General features: G+C 72.4%; 14 protein-coding genes, 2 tRNA genes and 1 riboswitch. Of the genes, 5 read left to right on the forward strand and 11 right to left on the reverse strand.

The annotated features are described in order from the left end of the window. Nucleotides 1–429: 429 nt before the first annotated feature. The 4 genes from ACH499_RS15085 (at nucleotide 430) to ACH499_RS15100 (ending at nucleotide 5,834) form a co-directional block, all read left to right on the forward strand. On the forward strand, nucleotides 430–1,854 hold the full coding sequence (locus ACH499_RS15085; RefSeq protein ID WP_356207396.1) for an MFS transporter: 1,425 nt from the start codon (nucleotides 430–432) through the stop codon (nucleotides 1,852–1,854). A 72-nt stretch (nucleotides 1,855–1,926) separates the two neighbouring features. Next, nucleotides 1,927–3,147 carry an L-2-hydroxyglutarate oxidase gene (gene lhgO, locus ACH499_RS15090; protein WP_399016057.1) on the forward strand — a complete coding sequence of 407 codons (1,221 nt, stop codon included), beginning with the start codon at nucleotides 1,927–1,929 and terminating at the stop codon, nucleotides 3,145–3,147. Between the two features lie 505 nt (nucleotides 3,148–3,652). Further along, nucleotides 3,653–4,471 (forward strand): tRNA (guanosine(46)-N7)-methyltransferase TrmB, encoded by an 819-nt coding sequence (trmB, locus tag ACH499_RS15095; RefSeq protein WP_399016059.1) that lies wholly within the window; start codon nucleotides 3,653–3,655, stop codon nucleotides 4,469–4,471. Nucleotides 4,472–4,481: 10 nt separating this feature from the next. Continuing rightward, on the forward strand, nucleotides 4,482–5,834 hold the full coding sequence (locus tag ACH499_RS15100; RefSeq protein ID WP_399016062.1) for a PrsW family intramembrane metalloprotease: 1,353 nt from the start codon (nucleotides 4,482–4,484) through the stop codon (nucleotides 5,832–5,834). A gap of 40 nt (nucleotides 5,835–5,874) precedes the next feature. Here ACH499_RS15100 and ACH499_RS15105 read toward each other — a convergent pair whose 3' ends face one another. From ACH499_RS15105 to ACH499_RS15135, 7 genes are all read right to left on the reverse strand, one after another. Then, a complete protein-coding gene (locus ACH499_RS15105; protein WP_399016064.1) occupies nucleotides 5,875–6,819 on the reverse strand; it encodes an aldo/keto reductase in 945 nt (314 codons plus the stop codon). Between the two features lie 149 nt (nucleotides 6,820–6,968). Then, the gene (locus ACH499_RS15110; protein ID WP_399016066.1) at nucleotides 6,969–8,000 is read right to left on the reverse strand and encodes a M23 family metallopeptidase; all 1,032 of its coding nucleotides are present in this window, start codon (nucleotides 7,998–8,000) and stop codon (nucleotides 6,969–6,971) included. Between the two features lie 11 nt (nucleotides 8,001–8,011). After that, a riboswitch (cyclic di-AMP (ydaO/yuaA leader) is annotated at nucleotides 8,012–8,168 on the reverse strand. 224 nt (nucleotides 8,169–8,392) lie between these two features. Further along, complete coding sequence (locus tag ACH499_RS15115) at nucleotides 8,393–9,628, reverse strand: PP2C family protein-serine/threonine phosphatase (RefSeq protein ID WP_356199200.1); 1,236 nt, start codon at nucleotides 9,626–9,628, stop codon at nucleotides 8,393–8,395. Nucleotides 9,629–9,793: 165 nt separating this feature from the next. Then, a tRNA-Met gene (locus ACH499_RS15120) sits at nucleotides 9,794–9,867 on the reverse strand. A 95-nt stretch (nucleotides 9,868–9,962) separates the two neighbouring features. Continuing rightward, complete coding sequence (locus ACH499_RS15125; RefSeq protein ID WP_356199577.1) at nucleotides 9,963–11,831, reverse strand: tetratricopeptide repeat protein; 1,869 nt, start codon at nucleotides 11,829–11,831, stop codon at nucleotides 9,963–9,965. A 232-nt stretch (nucleotides 11,832–12,063) separates the two neighbouring features. After that, nucleotides 12,064–12,137 (reverse strand) — tRNA-Met (locus ACH499_RS15130). A 74-nt stretch (nucleotides 12,138–12,211) separates the two neighbouring features. Next, nucleotides 12,212–15,175: a UPF0182 family protein gene (locus ACH499_RS15135; protein WP_356199902.1), complete on the reverse strand. Its 2,964-nt coding sequence runs from the start codon at nucleotides 15,173–15,175 to the stop codon at nucleotides 12,212–12,214. A 164-nt stretch (nucleotides 15,176–15,339) separates the two neighbouring features. On the opposite strand from ACH499_RS15135, the gene ACH499_RS15140 reads away from it, so the two are divergent. Next, nucleotides 15,340–15,882, forward strand: a complete 543-nt coding sequence (locus ACH499_RS15140) for a PPA1309 family protein (RefSeq protein ID WP_356199579.1) — start codon at nucleotides 15,340–15,342, stop codon at nucleotides 15,880–15,882. A 42-nt stretch (nucleotides 15,883–15,924) separates the two neighbouring features. Here the strand turns inward: ACH499_RS15140 and ACH499_RS15145 are convergent, their stop codons facing one another. The 4 genes from ACH499_RS15145 to ACH499_RS15160 form a co-directional block, all read right to left on the reverse strand. Further along, nucleotides 15,925–17,019 (reverse strand): PDZ domain-containing protein, encoded by a 1,095-nt coding sequence (locus ACH499_RS15145; RefSeq protein ID WP_399016069.1) that lies wholly within the window; start codon nucleotides 17,017–17,019, stop codon nucleotides 15,925–15,927. Between the two features lie 49 nt (nucleotides 17,020–17,068). Continuing rightward, complete coding sequence (locus ACH499_RS15150) at nucleotides 17,069–17,233, reverse strand: hypothetical protein (RefSeq protein ID WP_356199582.1); 165 nt, start codon at nucleotides 17,231–17,233, stop codon at nucleotides 17,069–17,071. Nucleotides 17,234–17,395: 162 nt separating this feature from the next. Continuing rightward, complete coding sequence (locus ACH499_RS15155; protein ID WP_356199584.1) at nucleotides 17,396–17,857, reverse strand: molybdenum cofactor biosynthesis protein MoaE; 462 nt, start codon at nucleotides 17,855–17,857, stop codon at nucleotides 17,396–17,398. 98 nt (nucleotides 17,858–17,955) lie between these two features. Further along, the gene (locus ACH499_RS15160; RefSeq protein WP_356199586.1) at nucleotides 17,956–19,077 is read right to left on the reverse strand and encodes an SDR family oxidoreductase; all 1,122 of its coding nucleotides are present in this window, start codon (nucleotides 19,075–19,077) and stop codon (nucleotides 17,956–17,958) included. Nucleotides 19,078–19,111 lie beyond the last annotated feature (34 nt).

The raw sequence follows: 19,111 nt of genomic DNA on the forward strand, positions 1-19,111 counted from the left end.
CCATCGGGGGTGATTTTCGGCCAAATCGACGTCACACAGACAGTTTTGAACACGCTCCGTGCAGGTTCTGCGCACTGCCGGGCGTCGCGCAGTCCGGGAGACGGGCCACGCCTCCCGGACCGGTCCGCCGCCCGCGGGGATGTAGGCGGCGGCGTCCCCCAGCCCACTGGACCCAGTACAGCGGGCCGGCCCACGCACCGCCATGGAACCGCTCCCCCGATGGCCGGAGAAGAGCGCACGGGCGGGCGCACGGCCACACACCGGGAGCACGCCGCCACCGTCCGTACAGGAGGCGGACTTCCGTACGGACCACAATCCCGCCATCCGGAACAATGCCTCTTAACGCATGGGATGCGGCGAACTACGCTGGGTTTACGAATGCCGCGTGGTTATGCCAGCGCGGCAGCCGTCTGTGTCGAGGGGTGACGCATGTCCAGGGAGCAACGCGGGCCGAACGAAAAGCTCGGCGCCGTTCTCGCCCTCGCGGGAATCAGCAACGCAGGACTGGCCCGGCGCGTCAACGACCTCGGCGCGCAGCGGGGCTTGACCCTTCGCTACGACAAGACGTCGGTGGCGCGCTGGGTGTCGAAGGGCATGGTGCCGCAGGGTGCGGCGCCGCACCTCATCGCCGCCGCCATCGGCCAGAAGCTCGGGCGCCCGGTGCCGCTGCACGAGATCGGCCTGGCGGACGCGGATCCCGCCCCCGAGGTGGGCCTCGCGTTCCCGCGGGACGTCGGCCAGGCGGTCAAGTCCGCCACCGAGCTGTACCGCCTCGACCTCGCCGGCCGCCGGGCCGGCTCCGGCGGCATCTGGCAGTCGCTCGCCGGATCGTTCGCGGTGAGCGCGTACGCGACGCCCGCCTCGCGGTGGCTGATAACCCCGGCCGACAGTTCGGTGGCGCGCGAGGCGAGCCCGGCCGAGGGCTCCGGCGCACCGCTCAAAGTCGGCCACAGCGATGTGCAGAAGCTGCGGGAGGCCGCCGAGGACGCCCGGCGCTGGGACTCCAAGTACGGCGGCGGGGACTGGCGTTCGTCGATGGTCCCCGAGTGCTTACGCGTCGAGGCGGCACCCCTGCTGCTCGGCTCCTACTCCGACGAGGTCGGCCGCGCCCTGTTCGGCGCCTCGGCCGAACTGACCCGCCTGGCCGGCTGGATGGCCTTCGACACCGGCCAGCAGGAGGCGGCCCAGCGCTACTACATCCAGGCCCTGCGCCTGGCCCGCGCGGCGGCCGACGTCCCCCTGGGCGGATACGTCCTCGCCTCCATGTCCCTCCAGGCCACCTACCGCGGCTTCGGCGACGAGGGCGTGGACCTCGCCCAGGCCGCCCTGGAACGCAACCGCGGCCTGGCCACGGCCCGCACGATGAGCTTCTTCCGCCTGGTCGAGGCACGCGCGCACGCGCGCGCGGGTGACGCACCGGCGGCGGGCGCCGCCCTGAAGGCCGCCGAGAGCTGGCTGGAACGCGCCCGACCGGGCGACAACGATCCGTCCTGGCTGGGTTTCTACTCCTACGACCGGTTCGCCGCCGACGCGGCCGAGTGCTACCGCGACCTGAAGGCACCACGCCAGGTGCGCCGCTTCACCGAGCAGGCCCTGTCGAAACCGACGGAGGAGTTCGTACGCTCGCACGGACTGCGGCTCGTCGTCTCGGCGGTGGCCGAGCTGGAGTCCGGCAACCTGGACGCGGCCTGCGAGCAGGGCGTGCGGGCGGTCGAGGTCGCCGGGCGTATCTCCTCGGCCCGTACCACCGAGTACGTGAGGGATCTCCTGCACCGCCTGGAGCCCTACGGCGACGAGCCCCGCGTGGCCGAGCTCCGTGAACGCGCCCGCCCGCTCCTGGTGACCCCGGCCTGACCCCGCGCCCACGGGTTTGAGGGCATTGTCAGTGGCGCAGTGCACTATCGGAGCCGGGAGGTGGGCCGGGAGATGGAACGAGTGCGGACCGGCATCGCGTACGACTGCGACGTGCTGGTGATCGGCGGCGGGATCGTCGGCCTGTCGACGGCGTACGCGATCACCCGCGCCGCGCCGGGGACGCGCGTGACGGTGCTGGAGAAAGAGCCGGGCCCGGCCCGCCACCAGACGGGCCGCAACAGCGGCGTGATCCATAGCGGCGTCTACTACCGCCCCGGCTCGCTGAAGGCCCGCTACGCGGTGCGGGGCGCCGCCGAGATGGTCAAGTTCTGCGCCGAGTACGGCATCGACCACGCGGTCACCGGAAAGCTGATCGTCGCCACGGACCGGTCGGAGCTGCCCCGGCTCCACGCGCTCGTGCAGCGCGGCCGGGAGAACGGCATCCCGGTGCGTGAGCTGGGCGCCTCCCAGATCCAGGAGTACGAGCCGGAGGTCCGGGGCCTGGCCGCCATCCACGTCGGGACGACCGGCGTCTGCGACTACGTGGGCGTGGCCCGGCAGCTCGCCGGTGCCTCGGGGGCGGAGATCCGCTACGGCGCCCAGGTGCTGCGCGTCGACCGGCGGCCGGATCTCGGCGTCGCCGTCCGCATCCGCTCCGGCGAGGTGCTCCGCGCCCGGGTCCTGGTCAACTGCGCCGGGCTGCACTGCGACGAGGTGGCGCGGATGACGGGGGACGACCCGGGGATGCGGATCGTGCCCTTCCGGGGCGAGTACTACGAGCTGGCGCGGCCGGAGCTGGTGCGGGGACTGGTGTACCCGGTGCCGGACCCGGCGTTCCCGTTCCTCGGCGTGCATCTGACCCGCGGCATCGACGGGGGCGTGCACGTCGGGCCCAACGCGGTGCCGGCGCTGGCCCGCGAGGGCTACGGCTGGGGCGTCCTCCGGCCCCGCGAGCTGGGCGCGACGCTCGCCTGGCCGGGCTCGTGGCACATCGCCCGCCGGCACTGGAGATACGGCGCCGGGGAGCTGCGGCGGTCGCTGTCCAAGGGGGCGTTCACCTCGGCGGTGCGCAGACTGCTGCCGGCGGTGACGGAGGACGACCTGGTGGAGGCGCCGGCGGGGGTGCGGGCACAGGCGGTGCTGGCGGACGGGACGCTGGTGGACGACTTCCTCGTCCGCGAGGGCGCCCGCGCGGTGCACGTCCTGAACGCACCGTCCCCCGCCGCGACGGCGGCACTGCCGATCGGCCGGGAGGTGGCCCGCAGGGCACTGGCCGTGCTGGCGGCAGGGTGAGCCCCGCCACGTGAGCCGGCGTCGCCCCGCCGCCCGGCGTGGGTGCGGGCCGGGGGTGGGTCGCGCGCCCGGCGCTGGAAGGGTGCCTCCCCCACTCCCGGCTTCGCTCGAGCGGGGGTACCCCCACCGCCCGCCCGACTGCCCGCAGCTAGGACGGCGCGGCGGCCCGTAGCTACGGCGGCGCAGCGGCCCGTAGCCACGGCGGGACGGCGGGAGCCGGGGGCAGGCGACGACGGCCCGCAGCCGCGTACGGCGGGAAGGGGACGGGTCGGGGAGTGTCCGCCCGCAGCGGTTGGCGCGTCAACGCCGGCACATCTGTGGCCGACCGATTCCGCGCCGTTCCGAGGACGGACACCCCCCGACCCGGCCCCGACCCACAAGACCACCGAACGCGCACCGCGCACCCCCACCGAACCCGCACAGGCGCCGCAGGCACCCCCACCCAGGCGCCGCAGGCACCCGCAGGCACCCCGCACACCCACCCCCGCCGTAAAATCGACGCACTGTGTCTGATTCCCGCCACGCCCCCGACTCCCCGCCCCCCTCCCCCCGTGCCAAGGGCGAGCCCCGGTTCCCCGACGGGCCGAAGCCCGACCCCGCGGGGTCGCACTTCGAGCGGCGGATCCGCAGCTTCCAGCCCCGCCGCAGCCGGGTCACCGCCGGCCAGGCGGACGCGCTGCAGCGCCTGTGGCTGAAGTGGGGCCTGGACATCGACGGCCGGCACGTCATCGACCTCGCCGAGATGTTCGGCAACACCAACCCCGTCGTCCTGGAGATCGGCTTCGGCATGGGCGAGGCCACCGCCCAGATGGCCGCCGCCGACCCGGACACCAACATCCTCGCCGTCGACGTCCACACCCCCGGCCAGGGCAATCTCCTCGGCCTCGCCGACCGCGACCACCTGTCCAACATCCGCGTCGGCAACGGCGACGCGATCATCCTCCTGCGCGAGATGCTCGCCCCCGACTCCCTCGCCGGCCTGCGCGTCTACTTCCCCGACCCCTGGCCGAAGAAGCGGCACCACAAGCGCCGCCTGATCCAGCCCGAGTTCCTGACCCTGGCCGCGTCCCGCCTGGCGCCGGGCGCCCTCCTGCACTGCGCCACCGACTGGGAGCCGTACGCGGAGCAGATGCTCGAGGTCCTCACCGCGCACCCGGACTTCGAGAACACCGTGCCCGACGGCGGTTTCGCGCCCCGCCCGGCCCACCGCCCGCTGACCCGTTTCGAGGGCCAGGGACTGGACAAGGGACATGTCGTGAACGACCTGCTCTTCCGTCGCGTACCCCACCGCGACCAGCACAAGGAGCTGCCCCCCACCAGTTAGGGTCCATGCCGTGGCCACCTGTCCCCCGTATCCGACGCACCCGCCGTATACGACGTGCCCGCGGCGCCCGCACTGGTGGCAGCGCACCTGGGTGCGCTACGGCGCGCTGTCCACCCTGCTCGCGCTCTCCGGCCTGGTCATCCTGGCCCTGGTGCGCGAACAGACCGGCACCGAGGGGTTCCTGGTGGGCCTGGGACTGGCGGTCTTCCCGGTGCCGCTGCTCATAGCCGCGTTCCGCTGGCTGGACCGGGTCGATCCGGGCCCCTGGCGGAACCTGCTCTTCTGCTTCGCCTGGGGCGCCTGCGCTGCGGCGCTGATAGCGATCGTCGCCAACAGCTTCGCGACGAGATGGATAGCGACGGCGACAGCGGACCCCGCGAGCGCGGACACCCTGGGCGCCACGGTGATAGCGCCGGTCGTGGAGGAGTCCGCCAAAGCCGCGGCGATACTGCTGCTCTTCCTCTTCCGCAGAAAGAACTTCACCGGCATCGTCGACGGCGTCGTCATCGCCGGCGTCACCGCCACCGGCTTCGCGTTCACCGAGAACATCCTCTACCTGGGCACCGCGTTCGGCACCGACCAGCTCACCGGCGACCGGGGCGTCGCCTCGGTCACCGCGGCGACCTTCTTCGTCCGCGTCGTCATGTCACCGTTCGCGCACCCGCTGTTCACGGTGCTCACCGGCATCGGCTTCGGCATCGCCGCCCTGCGCGCCGACGGCCGGCACCCCGTGCGCCGTGCCCTGCTCCCGGCGTCCGGCCTGCTGCTCGCGATGGGCATGCACGCCCTGTGGAACGGCTCGGCAGCGCTCGGCGAGTACGGCTTCTTCGCGGTGTACGGGGCGTTCATGGTGCCGGCCTTCGGCCTGCTGACCTGGCTGGCCATCTGGACCCGCCAGCGCGAACTGGCCACCGTGCGCGCCGAGCTGCCCGTCTACGCCGTGGCCGGCTGGCTGGCACCGGCGGAGCCGTTCGCGCTGGCCTCGATGCGGGCGCGGCGCATCGCGCGGCGGCACGCACGCCGGCACGCGGGGAAGCCGGCGGCGCGGGCGGTGGCGGAGTACGAGGCGTACGCGACCTCGCTGGCGTTCCTGCGGCAGCGGGGCACGCGCGGCCGGGCGGGTGCCGACTACGTGGTCCGGGAGCGGGAGCTGCTGACCGAGCTGTGGCGCCGCCGGGAGGTGGCGCGCCCGGCGCTGGACCACGCGGCCCGCGCCACGGCACCGCCCGCCCCGCGGACCGTACCGCCCTGGGCGGCCTACGGGGCGCACCCGGCGCCCCACCCGTACGCCCCGCATCCGCCCTACGCCTACGCCTACGCCTACGCCCCGTACGTCCCGCCCCCGAACCCGTACCGGTCCTAGCGTCCGCAAGGGTCGTGGCGACCGCGGCGCGGAACGCCGCTCAGGCGGACGCCTCCGTCAGCCTGAGCACCTCGGCCTCCGTCAGCTCCAGCTCCGCCACCCCGAGCAGCGCCGGAAGCTGCTCGACGGTCCGCGCCGACGCGATCGGCGCGGCCACCGTCGGCTGGGCGGCCAGCCAGGCCAGGGCCACCGTGGCGACCGGCACGCCGTGGGCCTCGGAGATCTCGTCCAGGACGGTGAGCACGCGACGCCCCCGCTCGCTCTCCAGGTGCGTGGCCGCGCCCCCCGCCCGGGGGCTGTCGACGGTGGTCCCCGGCCGGTACTTGCCCGTGAGGAAGCCGGACGCCAGGGCGTAGTACGGGACGGCGGCGAGTCCGGACCGCTCGGCGAGGTCGCGCAGCCCGCCCTCGTACGTGTCGCGCGACACCAGGTTGTAGTGGGGCTGCACGGCCACGTACCGGGCGAGGCCCTCCCGGTCGGAGAACTCCAGGGAGGCCGCCAGCCGCTCGGGGGAGATGTTGGAGGCGCCGATGTGCCGCACCTTGCCCGCCCTCACCAGCTCGTCGAGCGCGCCGACGATCTCCTCGACCGGCACCTCGGGCTTGTCGAAGTGGGTGTAGTAGAGGTCGATGTGGTCGGTGCCCAGGCGGCGCAGGGAGGCGTCGGCGGCGGCCTTGATGTTGGCCGCCGACAGGCCGGGGTACTCCGGGTGCTGGCTGACCTTGGTGGCGATCACGACGTCGGCGCGGTTGCCGCGCGCCGCGAGCCACGTGCCGATGAGGGTCTCGGACTCGCCGCCGCTGTTGCCGTCGACCCACGCGGAGTAGGAGTCGGCGGTGTCGACGAAGTTGCCGCCCGCGGCGGTGTAGGCGTCGAGGACGGCGAAGGAGGCCTCCTGGCCGGCGGTCCAGCCGAACACGTTGCCGCCGAGGGCGAGCGGGAAGACCTCGAGGTCACTGGAGCCGAGTTTGCGCAGAGAAGTCATGCCCTACGACAACGAACGCGCCGCACCGGCTCATTCCGGAACGGCGCGGAGGATCGCGCGGACCGGCAGCCCTGACGTCGGGGGGTTGTCGTCAGGACCGCCGGGGTCTCGGGTACGCGCCCCGGCTCCGGGAGGGAGCCGGGCGGTGGTCAGAGGCTGAGGCCCTTGCCCATCAGCCATGCGGCCGGGTCGACGCCGCCCTCGGCGCCGCCGACGTGGACCTCGAAGTGCAGGTGCGGACCGGTCACGTTGCCGGTGGCGCCCACGCGGCCGATGACGTCACCGGTGCTGACCTTCTGGCCCACGCTGACGTTGATCGACGACTGGTGGCAGTACCAGAGTTCGGTGCCGTCCTCGAGGGTCAGGACCGTGCGGTAGCCGTAGGAACCGGCCCAGCCGGCCTCGGTGATCGTGCCCGTGTGGACGGCCTTGATGAGGGTACCGGTGGGGGCGGCGAAGTCGAGGCCGGTGTGGTGGCCGGAGGACCACATGGAGCCGGCCTGACCGAAGGTGGAGGTGATCGTGTACGAGGAGGTCGGCAGCGTGTACTGCCTGGCCAGTTCGGCGAGCCGCTCGGCCTCGGCCTTCTTCGCGGCTTCCTCCTCCGCCTTCTTCTTGGCGGCGGCGGCCTTCTCCTCGGCCTCCTTCGCCGCCTTGGCGGCGGCCTCGGCGGCCTCCTTCTCGGCGGCGGCCGCGGCCTGCGCGGCGGCCTTGTTCTCGACCTGGACCTGCTGCTGCTCGGCCTGGGCCATGATGCGCTCCCGCAGGGCCTCACCGGCGTCGGTGGTGCCCTCGGCGGTCTCGGCGGAGGTCACGAGACTGCTGAGCGGGGTGGCGGAGCCCTCGGGCTCCTCCGGCTCGTCGTCGGAGATGAGCGAGCCGACGTTCGGCAGATCGGGCATGGAGATCGGCACCGGCGGCTTGCCGGTCTGCGCGCTGGCCATGCCGCCCGCTCCCACGGCCGCGATGACGCCGACGCCGAGGACGGTGGAGCTGCGGGCGAGTCCGCCGCGCTGCTTGGCGACGCGGTGCCTGCCGCGTACGGGACGGACGGACTCCGCGGTGGGATTCCACTCCTCCCAGGGGCCCTCTTCGGCGCGGTGGAGGTCGTAGCCGAAGGTCTCGGTGTCGTGCCGGGAGGGCATGAACGGGGCCTCGGGGACAGGGCGGTTGGACGCCACGTGGGCGCGCTCCTTTCCTTCCTTCCGCCTACCGGGTTAGCTGACGGGTTCGGAGCAGGAAGGTCTCCTACGCGCGTAACCGGACCGTGTCTCCACGGCGGTGTACGCCCGATTCACCCCAAGGTGGTGGTTCCCCGGTTCCCTCACGGGATTCGGCGCGTGCGCACGGAGCCGCCTTCTGTGACGGCTGGGACGACCGCGCTGCGTTATCGAACGTTAATAGAAGCGAGGCGTGGATTCCAAGCCGTTCCGGCTGATCATTAAGTCTTCCGGCCGGAACACAAGGCTCACGACCAGTCAAAACGGGGCGAGTTGACCACGTTTCAGGCCACTTCCTCAAACCCGTTCTTTCTGATGGTGTGTCAGTTGTTATGCGGAGGGCGGTCGCGCCGTCACCACCCGTGACGCTGATCAAGGTCGCCGGGGCAGGGGCGCCGTACGGCGAGGAGCGCCATGTCGTCCGCCATGCCGTCCCCGGAGTGCCGGCGCACGTCGTCGGCGAGCGTGTCGAGCAGATGGGCCGGGTGCCGGAAGACGCGGCCGGCCAGCCTGGCTTGGGGGTCGTAGAACCGGCCGTGGGCGTCACGGGCCTCCGACAGTCCGTCGGTGTGGAGCAGCAGCGTGGCACCGCCGGGGAACCCGGTCTGCTCCGCCCGGTCGGGCCACACGCCCAGCTCGCCCATCCCGAGCGGCAGCGCGGAGTCCCGGGCCTGGAGCGGGCCGACGGTGCCGTCGGCATGGAGCAGCAGGGGCGGCGGATGGCCGCGGTTGACGATGCGGACGACGCCGTCGCCGTGCGGGAGTTCGGCGAGGACGGCGGTGGTGAACCCCTCGAAGGCGTCCAGCCCGTCCCGCCGGGTGCCCTCGCGCGCCAGCGCCCGCTCCAGCCGCTGCGCCACCGCCTCCAGCGTGGCCTCCTGCTCGGCGGCCTCCCGGAACGCCCCGATCACCACGGCGACCGCGGCGACCGCGCCCATGCCCTTGCCACGCACGTCCCCGACGATCAGTCGGACGCCGTACGCGCTGTCCTGCACGGCGTACAGGTCGCCGCCGATGAAGGCGTCGGCCTGGGCCGCCTCGTAGCGGGCGGCGATCTCGAAGCCGCCGATGCGGTCGGCCGGTTCGGGCAGCACGGCGCGCTGGGCGGCCTCGGCGATCTCGCGGGCGGAGGCGAGGCGCTCGTCGCTGCGGCGGACGAAGGCGTTCACGAAGACGGCGAGGGCCGCGACCGTGGCGATGGTGATCAGTTCGGTGAGCGAGTCGACGTAGTGGACGACGCCCTTGCCCGCCTGGAGCGCGATGACGGCGGCGACGGCGGCGGCCCCGGTGAGCGCGGTGCCGCGCCGGGAGTAGAGCGGCGCCGCGACCAGGGGCGCGGCCGTGTAGAGGGGCCCGGCGGTGAAGTACCGGGGGGTGAAGAGGTCGTAGGCGACGGCCACGACGAGCAGCAGCACGGGGAGGACGCGCACGAGGCCGCGGCCGTACGCACCCCATCCGGGGCCGCGCGGCGCGGCCGGCGGTACGGGCGCCCGGGCGTGACCGAGCCCCGGGTCGGGCACGGGGTCGCCGGGCAGCCGGCCGCCGGGTGTGGCGTACGGTCCCTCGTCCTCCACCTCACTCGGCCGCACCACCACTCGTCTCCCGCCGCCCCGCACCTCGACGCCGCACACCGTCCCGCCCTCCAGGGTTCCGGGAGGGGGCGCGGGGAGCGAGCCGTGGCGGCCGGTCGGGTGACATGCACGCGGAAACACCGAGGGCCGGAACCCTTTCGGATTCCGGCCCTCGGCCTTCAGTAGCGGGGACAGGATTTGAACCTGCGACCTCTGGGTTATGAGCCCAGCGAGCTACCGAGCTGCTCCACCCCGCGTCGATGAATGGAACAGTACGTCACCCCCGCCGACGGAAGCAAATCGCTTCGGCCGGCGATGCCGCGGGGGCACCGCGGCCCGGCCTCGCGCGGCGTCACGCGGACAGCTCCTGCCGCAGCGCGTCCCGCAACCGCGCCGCCCGCTCGCCGACCTCCCGCGGCCCCAGCGACACCGCGAGGTCCGCCCAGCTCTGCCCCTCGTCCAGCTCGCCCCGCCGCGCGCACACCAGCGCCAGCCGCAGCGCGGCCCGCCCGTGCCCGGCGTCGGCCGCCCGGCGCCACCACACGACCGCCTCGGGCTCGCTGCCCTCCCGGGCCAGCAGCAGCCCGAGATTGAAGGCCCCGTTGCGGGACCCGGCCTCGGCCGCCTCCCGGTACCACCGCGCCGCCTCCAGCACGTCGCCCCGCGCCGCGGCCAGCATCCCGACCCGCACCTGGGCCCGGCGGTGGCCCTGCGAGGCCGCCCGCTCGTACCACTCCTCGCACTCGGTCTTCTCCTGAGCCGGCCCGCCCAGCTCGTGCGCGGGCGCCGGCGGCCGGCGCGCGTCGAGCAGCGCGGCCAGGCGGTACGCCGCCTCCGGGCTGCCGCCCCCCGCCGCGCACCGCAGGAACCGCTCCGCCCCGGGCTCGTCGCCGTCGCGCAGCCGGGCCATGCCCACCTGGAGCGCCGCCTCGGTGTGCCCGGAGGCGGCGGCGCGCTCGTACCAGCGCAGGGCCGCCCCCTCCTCGCCCCGTCCGGCGTGCAGGATGCCCAGGTTGAAGGCGGCGTCCACACTGCCGGCCTCCGCGGCCTTGGAGAACCACGGCTCCGCCCCGGCCTCGTCCCCGCCGCGCAGCAGCAGGATCGCCAGCGCGTTGGCGGCCTCCCGGTGCCCGGCGTAGGCGGCGCGCCGGTACCATTGCTCGGCCTGCGCCGTGCGCCCCTGCTCCGCGCAGAGCAGCCCGAGGTTGTAGGCGCCGTTGTCGTCACCGGCGTCCATCGCGGCCCGGTACCACCGCTCGGCGGTCTGCGGCTCGCCCCGTTCGGCGTGCAGCGCGCCCAGCGCGTTGGCGGCGTTGCCGTCCCCGCTCTGCGCGGCCCGCAGCCACCACACGGCGGCGCTCTCGGTGTCCCCGGCGTCGCGCAGGAGGAAGCCCAGCGCGCAGGCCGCGCGGGGCTCGCCGTCCTTGGCGGACGTGAGGTACCAGCGTCCGGCCTCCTTGAGCTCGCCCCGCCTCTCCAGGATCGACCCCAGGTGCAGGGCGGCCCTGCGGTGCCCCCGCGCGGCGGCCTGCCGGTACCACTGCTCGGCCTCGTCGCCCCCCTCGGTCCGCGCAGCGCTGTCGGCCCGTCCGGCCGGGGAGCGCAGAAGGCCGATCCCGTCGTCGGCGTCGAGGTCCCGCCCGGCGCGCCGGTCCAGGGTCCGGGCCAGCCGGTAGGCGGCCTCCCGGTGCCCGCGCTCGGCGGCGGCCCGCATCCACCGCTCGGCCCCGGCATGGTCGGCGCGGTGCTCCAGGAGGTCGGCGAGCGCGTAGGCGCCCAGGACATGGCCCTGCTCGGCGGACTGGCGCAGCCAGTACTCGGCGGCGGGCTCGTCCCCGCGTTCCCGGAAATGCCGCCCCAGCGCGTGGGCGGCCGCGGCCGATCCGGCGACGGCGGCGATGCGCCACCATCCGGCGGCCTCGTCGGCATAGCCCCGCTGGTGCAGCAGGACACCCAGGTTGTTGGCGGCGGCGCGGTCCCCGGCGGCGGTGGCGGCACGCAGGTGGGACTCCGCTCCGTCGAGATCCCCACGGCGCAGCAGCATGGCCCCGAGCACGCTCATCGCCTCGACGTCACCGGCCTCGGCGGCGATGCGCCTGCGTACCTCCTCGGCGGCCTCGTCGGCGGCCTCCTGAGCCTCGTCCCCGGCAATGTCCCGGCCGGGCGGCTGCACAAAACGCCCTGTCTCGAACAGATTTGCCATGTCCCCCATAACGTCCATCGTCGCACCACCCGCAACCCGGGTACACCTGGATAACCAAAGCCAGTGAGGTCACTTCAGCGTTTTGTCGACATGCCCACAGGGAGACAAGTCAAACACAGATCGCCCCAACTCCCGTCACCGGCGCGGCCGTCGGCGTGGTCGGCACACGTGTTCGCATAGCACGAAGGCCCGGATTCCTTGGGGGAATCCGGGCCTTCGTGGTGTCGTCGTATCCATCGGACGACTTCAGTAGCGGGGACAGGATTTGAACCTGCGACCTCTGGGTTATGAGCCCAGCGAGCTACCGAGCTGCTCCACCCCGCGCCGTTGTGTGCACCACCGTACCACGGCGCGGGATGGGCATCCGCCCAGCTCGGAGGGCGTCAGGGCCGGCTCGGTCAGCCGCCGCCCGAACCGCTGCCGGCGCTTCCGCTCGGCGTGGGAGTCGCACCGGCCTTGCCGTCCTGGCCCTTGCCGTCCTCGCCGGCACCGCCGCCACCGGCCCGCGCCTGCGCGTCCTCGGCCCGCTGGAGGGCGTCCTCCAGATCCTTCTGCGCCTTGCCGTAGGCCGCCCAGTCGTTCTTCTTCAGGGCTTCCTGGCCGGCGTCGAACGCCTTCTGGGCGTCGTTCAGCGCTTCCTGGACCGTCGCGTTGCCGGACGGAGGCGGCGGCGGTGTGGTGGTGTCGCCCTGGTCCGGTGGCTCGGTGGCCGAAGCCTCGGCTCCGAAGACCTTGTTGAGGGCCTCGTCGAGCGTGTCCTCGAAGGCGGTGTTGCCTCCGTAGGAGACCAGCACCTTGCGCAGCAGCGGGTACTTGAGGTCGCCACCGCGCACGTAGACCGGTTCCACGTAGAGCAGTCCGCCGTCGAGCGGCACCGTGAGCAGGTTGCCGTACTCGACCTCCGAGTCGCCGCCTCTCAGCAGCCTGATGGACTCGGCGATGTCCTGTTCGGAGTTGAACTGGCTCTGGACCTGCTTGGGCCCGTTCACGGTCGTGCTGGTCTTCAGCTTGAGGACTCTGATCTTGCCGTAGTCCTCGGTGCCCGCCTCCGCGTCGACCGCCATGAACGCGCTGAGGTTGTCGCGCCCGATGGGCGTGAACGTCGTCGTCAGCGAGAACGCCTGCTGCTTCTGGTCGGGCATCTTCATGCTCAGGTAGTACGGCGGCACCGCGTCGCCCGACTTGTTGGTCGGGTCGTCCGGCACCTGCCACACCTCGCTGCCGCTGAGGAAGGTCGTGGCGTCCTTCACGTGGTAGCGGGTGAGCAGTTCACGCTGCACCTTGAACAGGTCCTGCGGGTACCGCAGGTGGGCCATCAGCGCGTCGGAGATCTCGCTCTTGGCCTTGACCGTGTCCGGGAACGCCTTCATCCAGGTCTTGAGGACCGGGTCCTCGGTGTCCCACTGGTACAGCTTGACGTCGCCCGTGTAGGCGTCGACGGTCGCCTTGACCGAGTTGCGGATGTAGTTGACCTGGTTCTGCTGGGCCACCACGGCGCGCGAGTCGTTGCGCGCGGTCAGCGAGTCGGCGGTCGTGTCGCCGAGCGTCGTACGCGACGCGTACGGGTAGCCGTTCGTCGTCGTGTAGGCGTCCACGATCCACTGGATCCGGCCGTCCACCACCGCCGGGTAGGCGTCGCCGTCGATGGTCAGCCACGGGGCGACCGCCTCGACGCGCTCCTTGGGCGTGCGGTTGTAGAGGATCTTCGACCCCTCGCCGATGGCGCCGGAGTAGAGGATCTGCGGCTCGCTGAACGCCAGCGCGTACGCGGCGCGGTTGACGGGGTTGGAGAGGTCCACCCCGCTGTCGCCCTTGTAACTGGTGGTCTTCTCACCGCTGTCGTCGGAGTAGTCGATCTCCTTCTGGGGACCGCCGACGATGGAGTACGTGGTGGTCTTCTCGCCGTAGTAGACCCGCTGTTCGTACGTCCCGAGGTCGCCCTTGGAGGGCAGGTCGGACTCGGTGAAGACCGGGCGTCCCTCGGAGTCGACCTGGGTGCCCTTGGCGGCGACCACTCCGTAACCGTGGGTGTAGCGGAAGTGGTTGTTGATCCAGTTCTTCTTCGGGATGCCGGCCAGGTTCAGCTCGCGCAGGCCGATGACCGTGTCCTGGTCCTTGCCGTCCTTGGAGTAGCGGTCGACGTCCAGGTTGTTGGGGAACGCGTAGTAGTTCCGCATCTGCTGGAGCTGCTGGAACGTGGGCGAGATGATGTTCGGGTCCATGATCCGGATCGAGGCCGTCGCGTCGACGTCGTCACGGAGCTTGGTCTTGTCCTCGGTCTCGCTCACCCCGGCGTACTCGGTGACCTGGGTGCCCTCGATGTCGTACGCCTTGCGCGTGGCCTCGAGGTTCTTCTCGACGTACGGCGCCTCCTTGGCCTGTTCGTTCGGCTGGACCTGGAACTTCTGGACCAGCGCCGGGTACAGACCGCCGATGAGGATGGCCGACAGCACCATCAGGCCGAAGCCGATGACGGGGAGCTGCCAGGTGCGCCGCCACAGGGTGGCGAAGAACAGCAGCGCGCAGATGACGGCGATGCAGAACAGGATCGTCTTGGCCGGCAGGTACGCGTTGGCGTCGACGTAGCGCAGGCCCGTCCAGTTGTCGGTGGCCTTGAAGTCGCTGGACTTCACCGCCAGTCCGTACCGGTCGAGCCAGTACGCGACCGCCTTGAGGGCGACGAAGACGCCGATGAGCACCGACAGGTGACCGGTCGCCGCGGCCGTGGCGCGCGCGCCGGGACTCGTGACGCGCAGTCCGCCGTAGAGGTAGTGGGTGAGCGCGGCGGCGATCACCGAGATGATCACGGTTGCGAAGCCGAAGCCGAGCAGGAACCGGTACCAGGGCAGGTCGAAGGCGTAGAAGGAGACGTCCAGCTTGAACTGGGGGTCCTTCTGCCCGAAGGGCACGCCGTTGACCCACATCAGCCATGTGCGCCACTGGCCCGAGGCCGAGGCGCCGGCGATCAGGCCGACCAGCGCGGTGATGCCGAGCAGCAGCCACTTCTTGTACGGGGCGATGCCCATGCGGTAGCGGTCGAGGTTCTGCTGCTCCATCGACATGGCGCTCAGCGGCGGCCTCAGCCGGTGGGCCAGCCAGATGTTGAACCCGACGGCGAGCGCCATGAGCAGGCCGAAGACGAAGAAGAGACCGATCTTGGTCCACAGTGTCGTCGTGAACACCGACGAGTAGTGGACCGACCGATACCAGAGCCAGTCCGTCCAGAAGCCCGCGAACATGGTGAACGCCATGCCGAGCACGGCGAGGACACCGAGTGTCATCAGCAGGGTTCGGACACGCCGGGACGGGCGGCCCACTCTCATCCGCGGCCCCGTCGGGGGGCCTCCGCCGCGGTCCGGCATCTGGAAAGCCAAGGTGCGCACCTCGAAGTTCGCTGTTGATCCGTCAGGCCCTCGGGTTCGCGGGCCCCCCGTGCGCCCCCGTGATCGTGGGCCCACACCTATGCAACTTACTCACCGTTTACTCGGTTCCCGATTCGGCCCAGGAACGAGGCAGGATTGTGACCATGTCCAACACCCCCATGGCAGCGAGCCCCCTCACCCGGGCCGTGCTCGAGATCGACGAGTACGTCTCCGGCCTCGGCTGGGACCAGCCCGCACGCCTCTTCGCCCTCGTCGACACCGCACGTCTGCGGGCCGACCAGCCCACGCTCGCGGACCGGCTCGGTCTGCAGGAAGACTCGGAGAGTTCCGGCCTCACCCCGATCGAACAGGACGAGATCCCGGCGGACCGGCCGCTGGACGAGTTCCTCGGCACCATCGCCTGGCCCGACGCGGTGGTCGGCTGCGCGCTGGCCGTGGAACGCCTGATGCTGCCGCCGTCCGCCGAGGCCCAGGTGCCGGCGGGCCTGGACGGCGCCAAGCTGACGCGGTGGGTCGCCGAGCACCCGGACCGCCAGGAGGTGCGGATGACCGTCGCGGTGCTGCGTGACGGCGCCCGCGAGTCCGCTCTGCGGCTGCGCGAGAAGGACTCCGCCACCGAGGTCCTCACGGGTTCCGATCTGGTGCCGGGTCTGGCCGAGGCGCTGACGGCGACCTTCGAGGAGTAGTCCCGGACGGTGCCGGGCGGCCCGGCGGCGCTGCTCGGACCGCTAGCCCACCGTGCACTTCGGCAGGCTGCCGGTCTTCCCCGACCGGATGTCCGCGAGGGCGCCGAGGGCGTCGCCGATGGTGTTCACCTTCACGAGGGTGAGCCCGTCGGGGATGTCCGCGGCGGCGGACGCGCAGTTTTCGGCGGGCGTCAGGAAGTACCGGGCGCCCTTCTCCCGCGCGCCGATGGTCTTCATCCCGATGCCGCCGATCGGCCCGACCTTGCCCTCGTCGTCGATCGTCCCGGTGCCGGCGACGAACGTGCCGCCGGTGAGGCTGCCCGGCGTGAGCTTGTCGTAGATGCCGAGCGCGAACATCAGGCCTGCGCTCGGGCCGCCGACGTCGGCGAGCTTGATGTCGATGGAGAACGGGAAGGTGTGGTCGGTCCCGGCGGAGATGCCGACGATGGCGCGCTTCTCCCCGGCGTCGTCGGAGGTCGTGGTGGTGATCCTGACGTCCTCGGTCTTCGTGGGCGTCCGGCCCTCCTTCTCCGCGGCGGCCTGCTCCTTGGCCGGCACGATGGTGAACACCACGTCCTGGCCGGGCTTGTGCCTGGTCACCAGATCGGCGACGTCACCGGGCTCTTCGACCGTGGTGCCGTCGACGGCCCTGATCACGTCGCCGGCGTGCAGTCTGCCCTGCGCCGGGGAGTCCTTGACGACGGTGGAGACGATCACCCAGGACTTGACCGGGATGTCCAGGGCCTCGAGTGCCGCCACCTTGGCGCTCTCCTGGGACTGGCTGAACTCCTCGGCGTTCTCCTGGGTGGCCTCCTCCTCGGTCTTGCCGTCCGGGTAGAGCGTGTCGTGCGGCACCACGCGGTTGTCGTGCGAGAACCACCCGTAGACGGCCTCCACCAGGTTCATCCGGTAGTCCGCGCTGGTGACCCGGACGGTGGTCATGTTCAGATGACCGCTCGCCTCGTACGTCCTGTGCCCGGAGATCTGCAGCACCGGCTCGCCGTCGTGGTCCCCGAGGGTGTTCACCGTCGGCCCCGGTGACATCTCCGAGTAGGGCACGGGGATGAACACACCCGCGCACAGGAGCGCGATCAGCATCAGGGTGGAGGCGAGCATCGTCGCGGTGCGGCGTGGCATGGGACGACATTACGGGACGCGGCTGTCGGGGCACCGTCCGGCGGTCCGCTCAGGCTCCGGTGCGGGACCTCTCCATCGCCTCGCGGAACCGGGCGTACCCGTCGAGTTCCGGGCCGTCGCCGCGTACCTTGCGCGTCCGGTTGGCCCAACTGCCCCACAGCCCCGCGCCGACCGCGGCCACCAGCGGAATCAGCAACCAGGCGAGCGCCGCCATGCCGACCTCCCAACCCCATGAGCTCCGTCGACTGACTGATCAGCAGATTAACCATCCGCAGTGACAACGCTCACGCCGGGGGCCCGGTTACGCAACCGGAGTCACGAGCCCGGCGGCAGCGGTACGGGGGGGCGCGGGCGGGGTCCTCGCGCGCCGGGGACGTCAGCAGGCCCCGACCCACTCCTCGGTGCCGTCGGAGAAGGTCTGGTGCTTCCAGATGGGCACTTCGTGCTTCAGGTCGTCGATCAGCTTGCGGCAGGCGTCGAAGGCCTCGCCCCGGTGCGGACACGACACGGCGACGACCACGGCGAGGTCCCCGACCTCCAGGTCCCCCACCCGGTGCACGGCGGCCAGCGCGCGCACGGGGTACTCGGCGACGACCTTCTCGGCGATCCGCCGCATCTCGGCCTCGGCGCTGGGGTGGCACGAGTAGCCGAGCCGGTCGACGTCGGTGCCGCCGTCGTGGTTGCGCACGGTCCCCACGAACAGGGCGGTGCCCCCGGCCGCGTCGTCGCCGACGGCCCGGAAGACCTCGTCCACGGACAGGGGCGTCTCGCGGATGCCGATCAGCTTGACGGGGTCCGGCGCTGCCTGCTCACCGGGGTGGTCGTTCGTGGTTGCCATGTGCCCATCGTGCCCCAGAGCGCGGACGGCGTGGAATAGCGTTATCGCCCGGCACGCGCGCGTGACGCTTTGGAGCCTCCTACAGACCGGCGCCCGCGTCAGATCCTGCGCCGGGCCTTGCGCGCCCGCCGCACCACCGCGGCCGCGCCCAGCAGCGCCACCGTCGCACCCGCGGCACCGGCCGCCGTCGCGTCCTTGCGGCCCAGGCGCCGCCCGGCGACCGTGTGGCGTCCGGCGACCTCCTCCAGCAGCTCCGCGAGGACCTCCTCGTTGGTGTACTTGGGTCGCCACCCGGCGTCGTGCAGCCGGCTGCCGCTCACCACCCACGGGTACATCGTGTAGGCCAGGTCACCGGCCGGGGAGGGCGTCAGGCCGATCCGGTGCAGGCGGGCCGCCGCGCCGAGGGCGACGGCCGACGGCAGCTCCATGCGCCGGATCCCGCTCAGTTCCTCGACCTCCTCCTGCTCCAGCCAGCCGTCGCACCCGACCGCCAGTTCCCCGTCGGCCTTCTCCAGGACGGCGTACTCGAGGGCACTGCACAGGTCCTCGACGTGGCAGAACTGCCAGGCCGGCCGCGACCCGGCCACCACGAGCAGCCGGGGCGACTCGAAGTACCTGGTCAGCGCGGTGTCCACGCCGCCGACGAGCACGGCGGGGCGGACGACGGTCACGTTCAGCCCCGGATGGGCGCGCGGGGCGCGGCGCGCGAGGCGTTCGATCTCCAGCAGGTCCCCGACGCCCGTGGCCTCGGCCGTGGCGCGCAGCTCGGCGTCCTCGGACAGGGGAAGCTCGTTGTCCGGCAGCGCGCCGTAGACCATCGCGGAGGTGCACAGCACGACGCGGTGCACTCCGGCCGCCGCGGCGGCCGTCAGAACGGTCTGCGTCCCCCGGACGTTGTAAGCGGTCCGCGCGGCCGCGTCGGTCTCCAGGTCGAGGTCCAGCGCGAGGTGCACCACGACGTCCGCGCCGCGCAGTTTCTCGGCGATCGCCGGGTCCCGCACGTCCAGGATCTGCCAGCGCGCCTCGGCGCACTCACCACGCCGCTCGTCGATGGCCACGACCTGTCTGACCTCGGCGGACGCGGCCAGACGGGCCGTGAGCAGGGCACCGATGCCGGTCGCGGCACCGGTGACCGCGACGACGGGTCCGCGCGCGCCGGGGGCGGGGGAACTGGTTGACTGGTTTCGCGCTGCGCGAACCTGCGGATCTGGGGAACTCACCGGGCGTCTCCAGCGGTTGTCTTCAGTACGGGCG

Origin of the sequence: Streptomyces sp. NPDC018947, assembly GCF_044390505.1 — a bacterium.
Classification (GTDB): domain Bacteria; phylum Actinomycetota; class Actinomycetes; order Streptomycetales; family Streptomycetaceae; genus Streptomyces.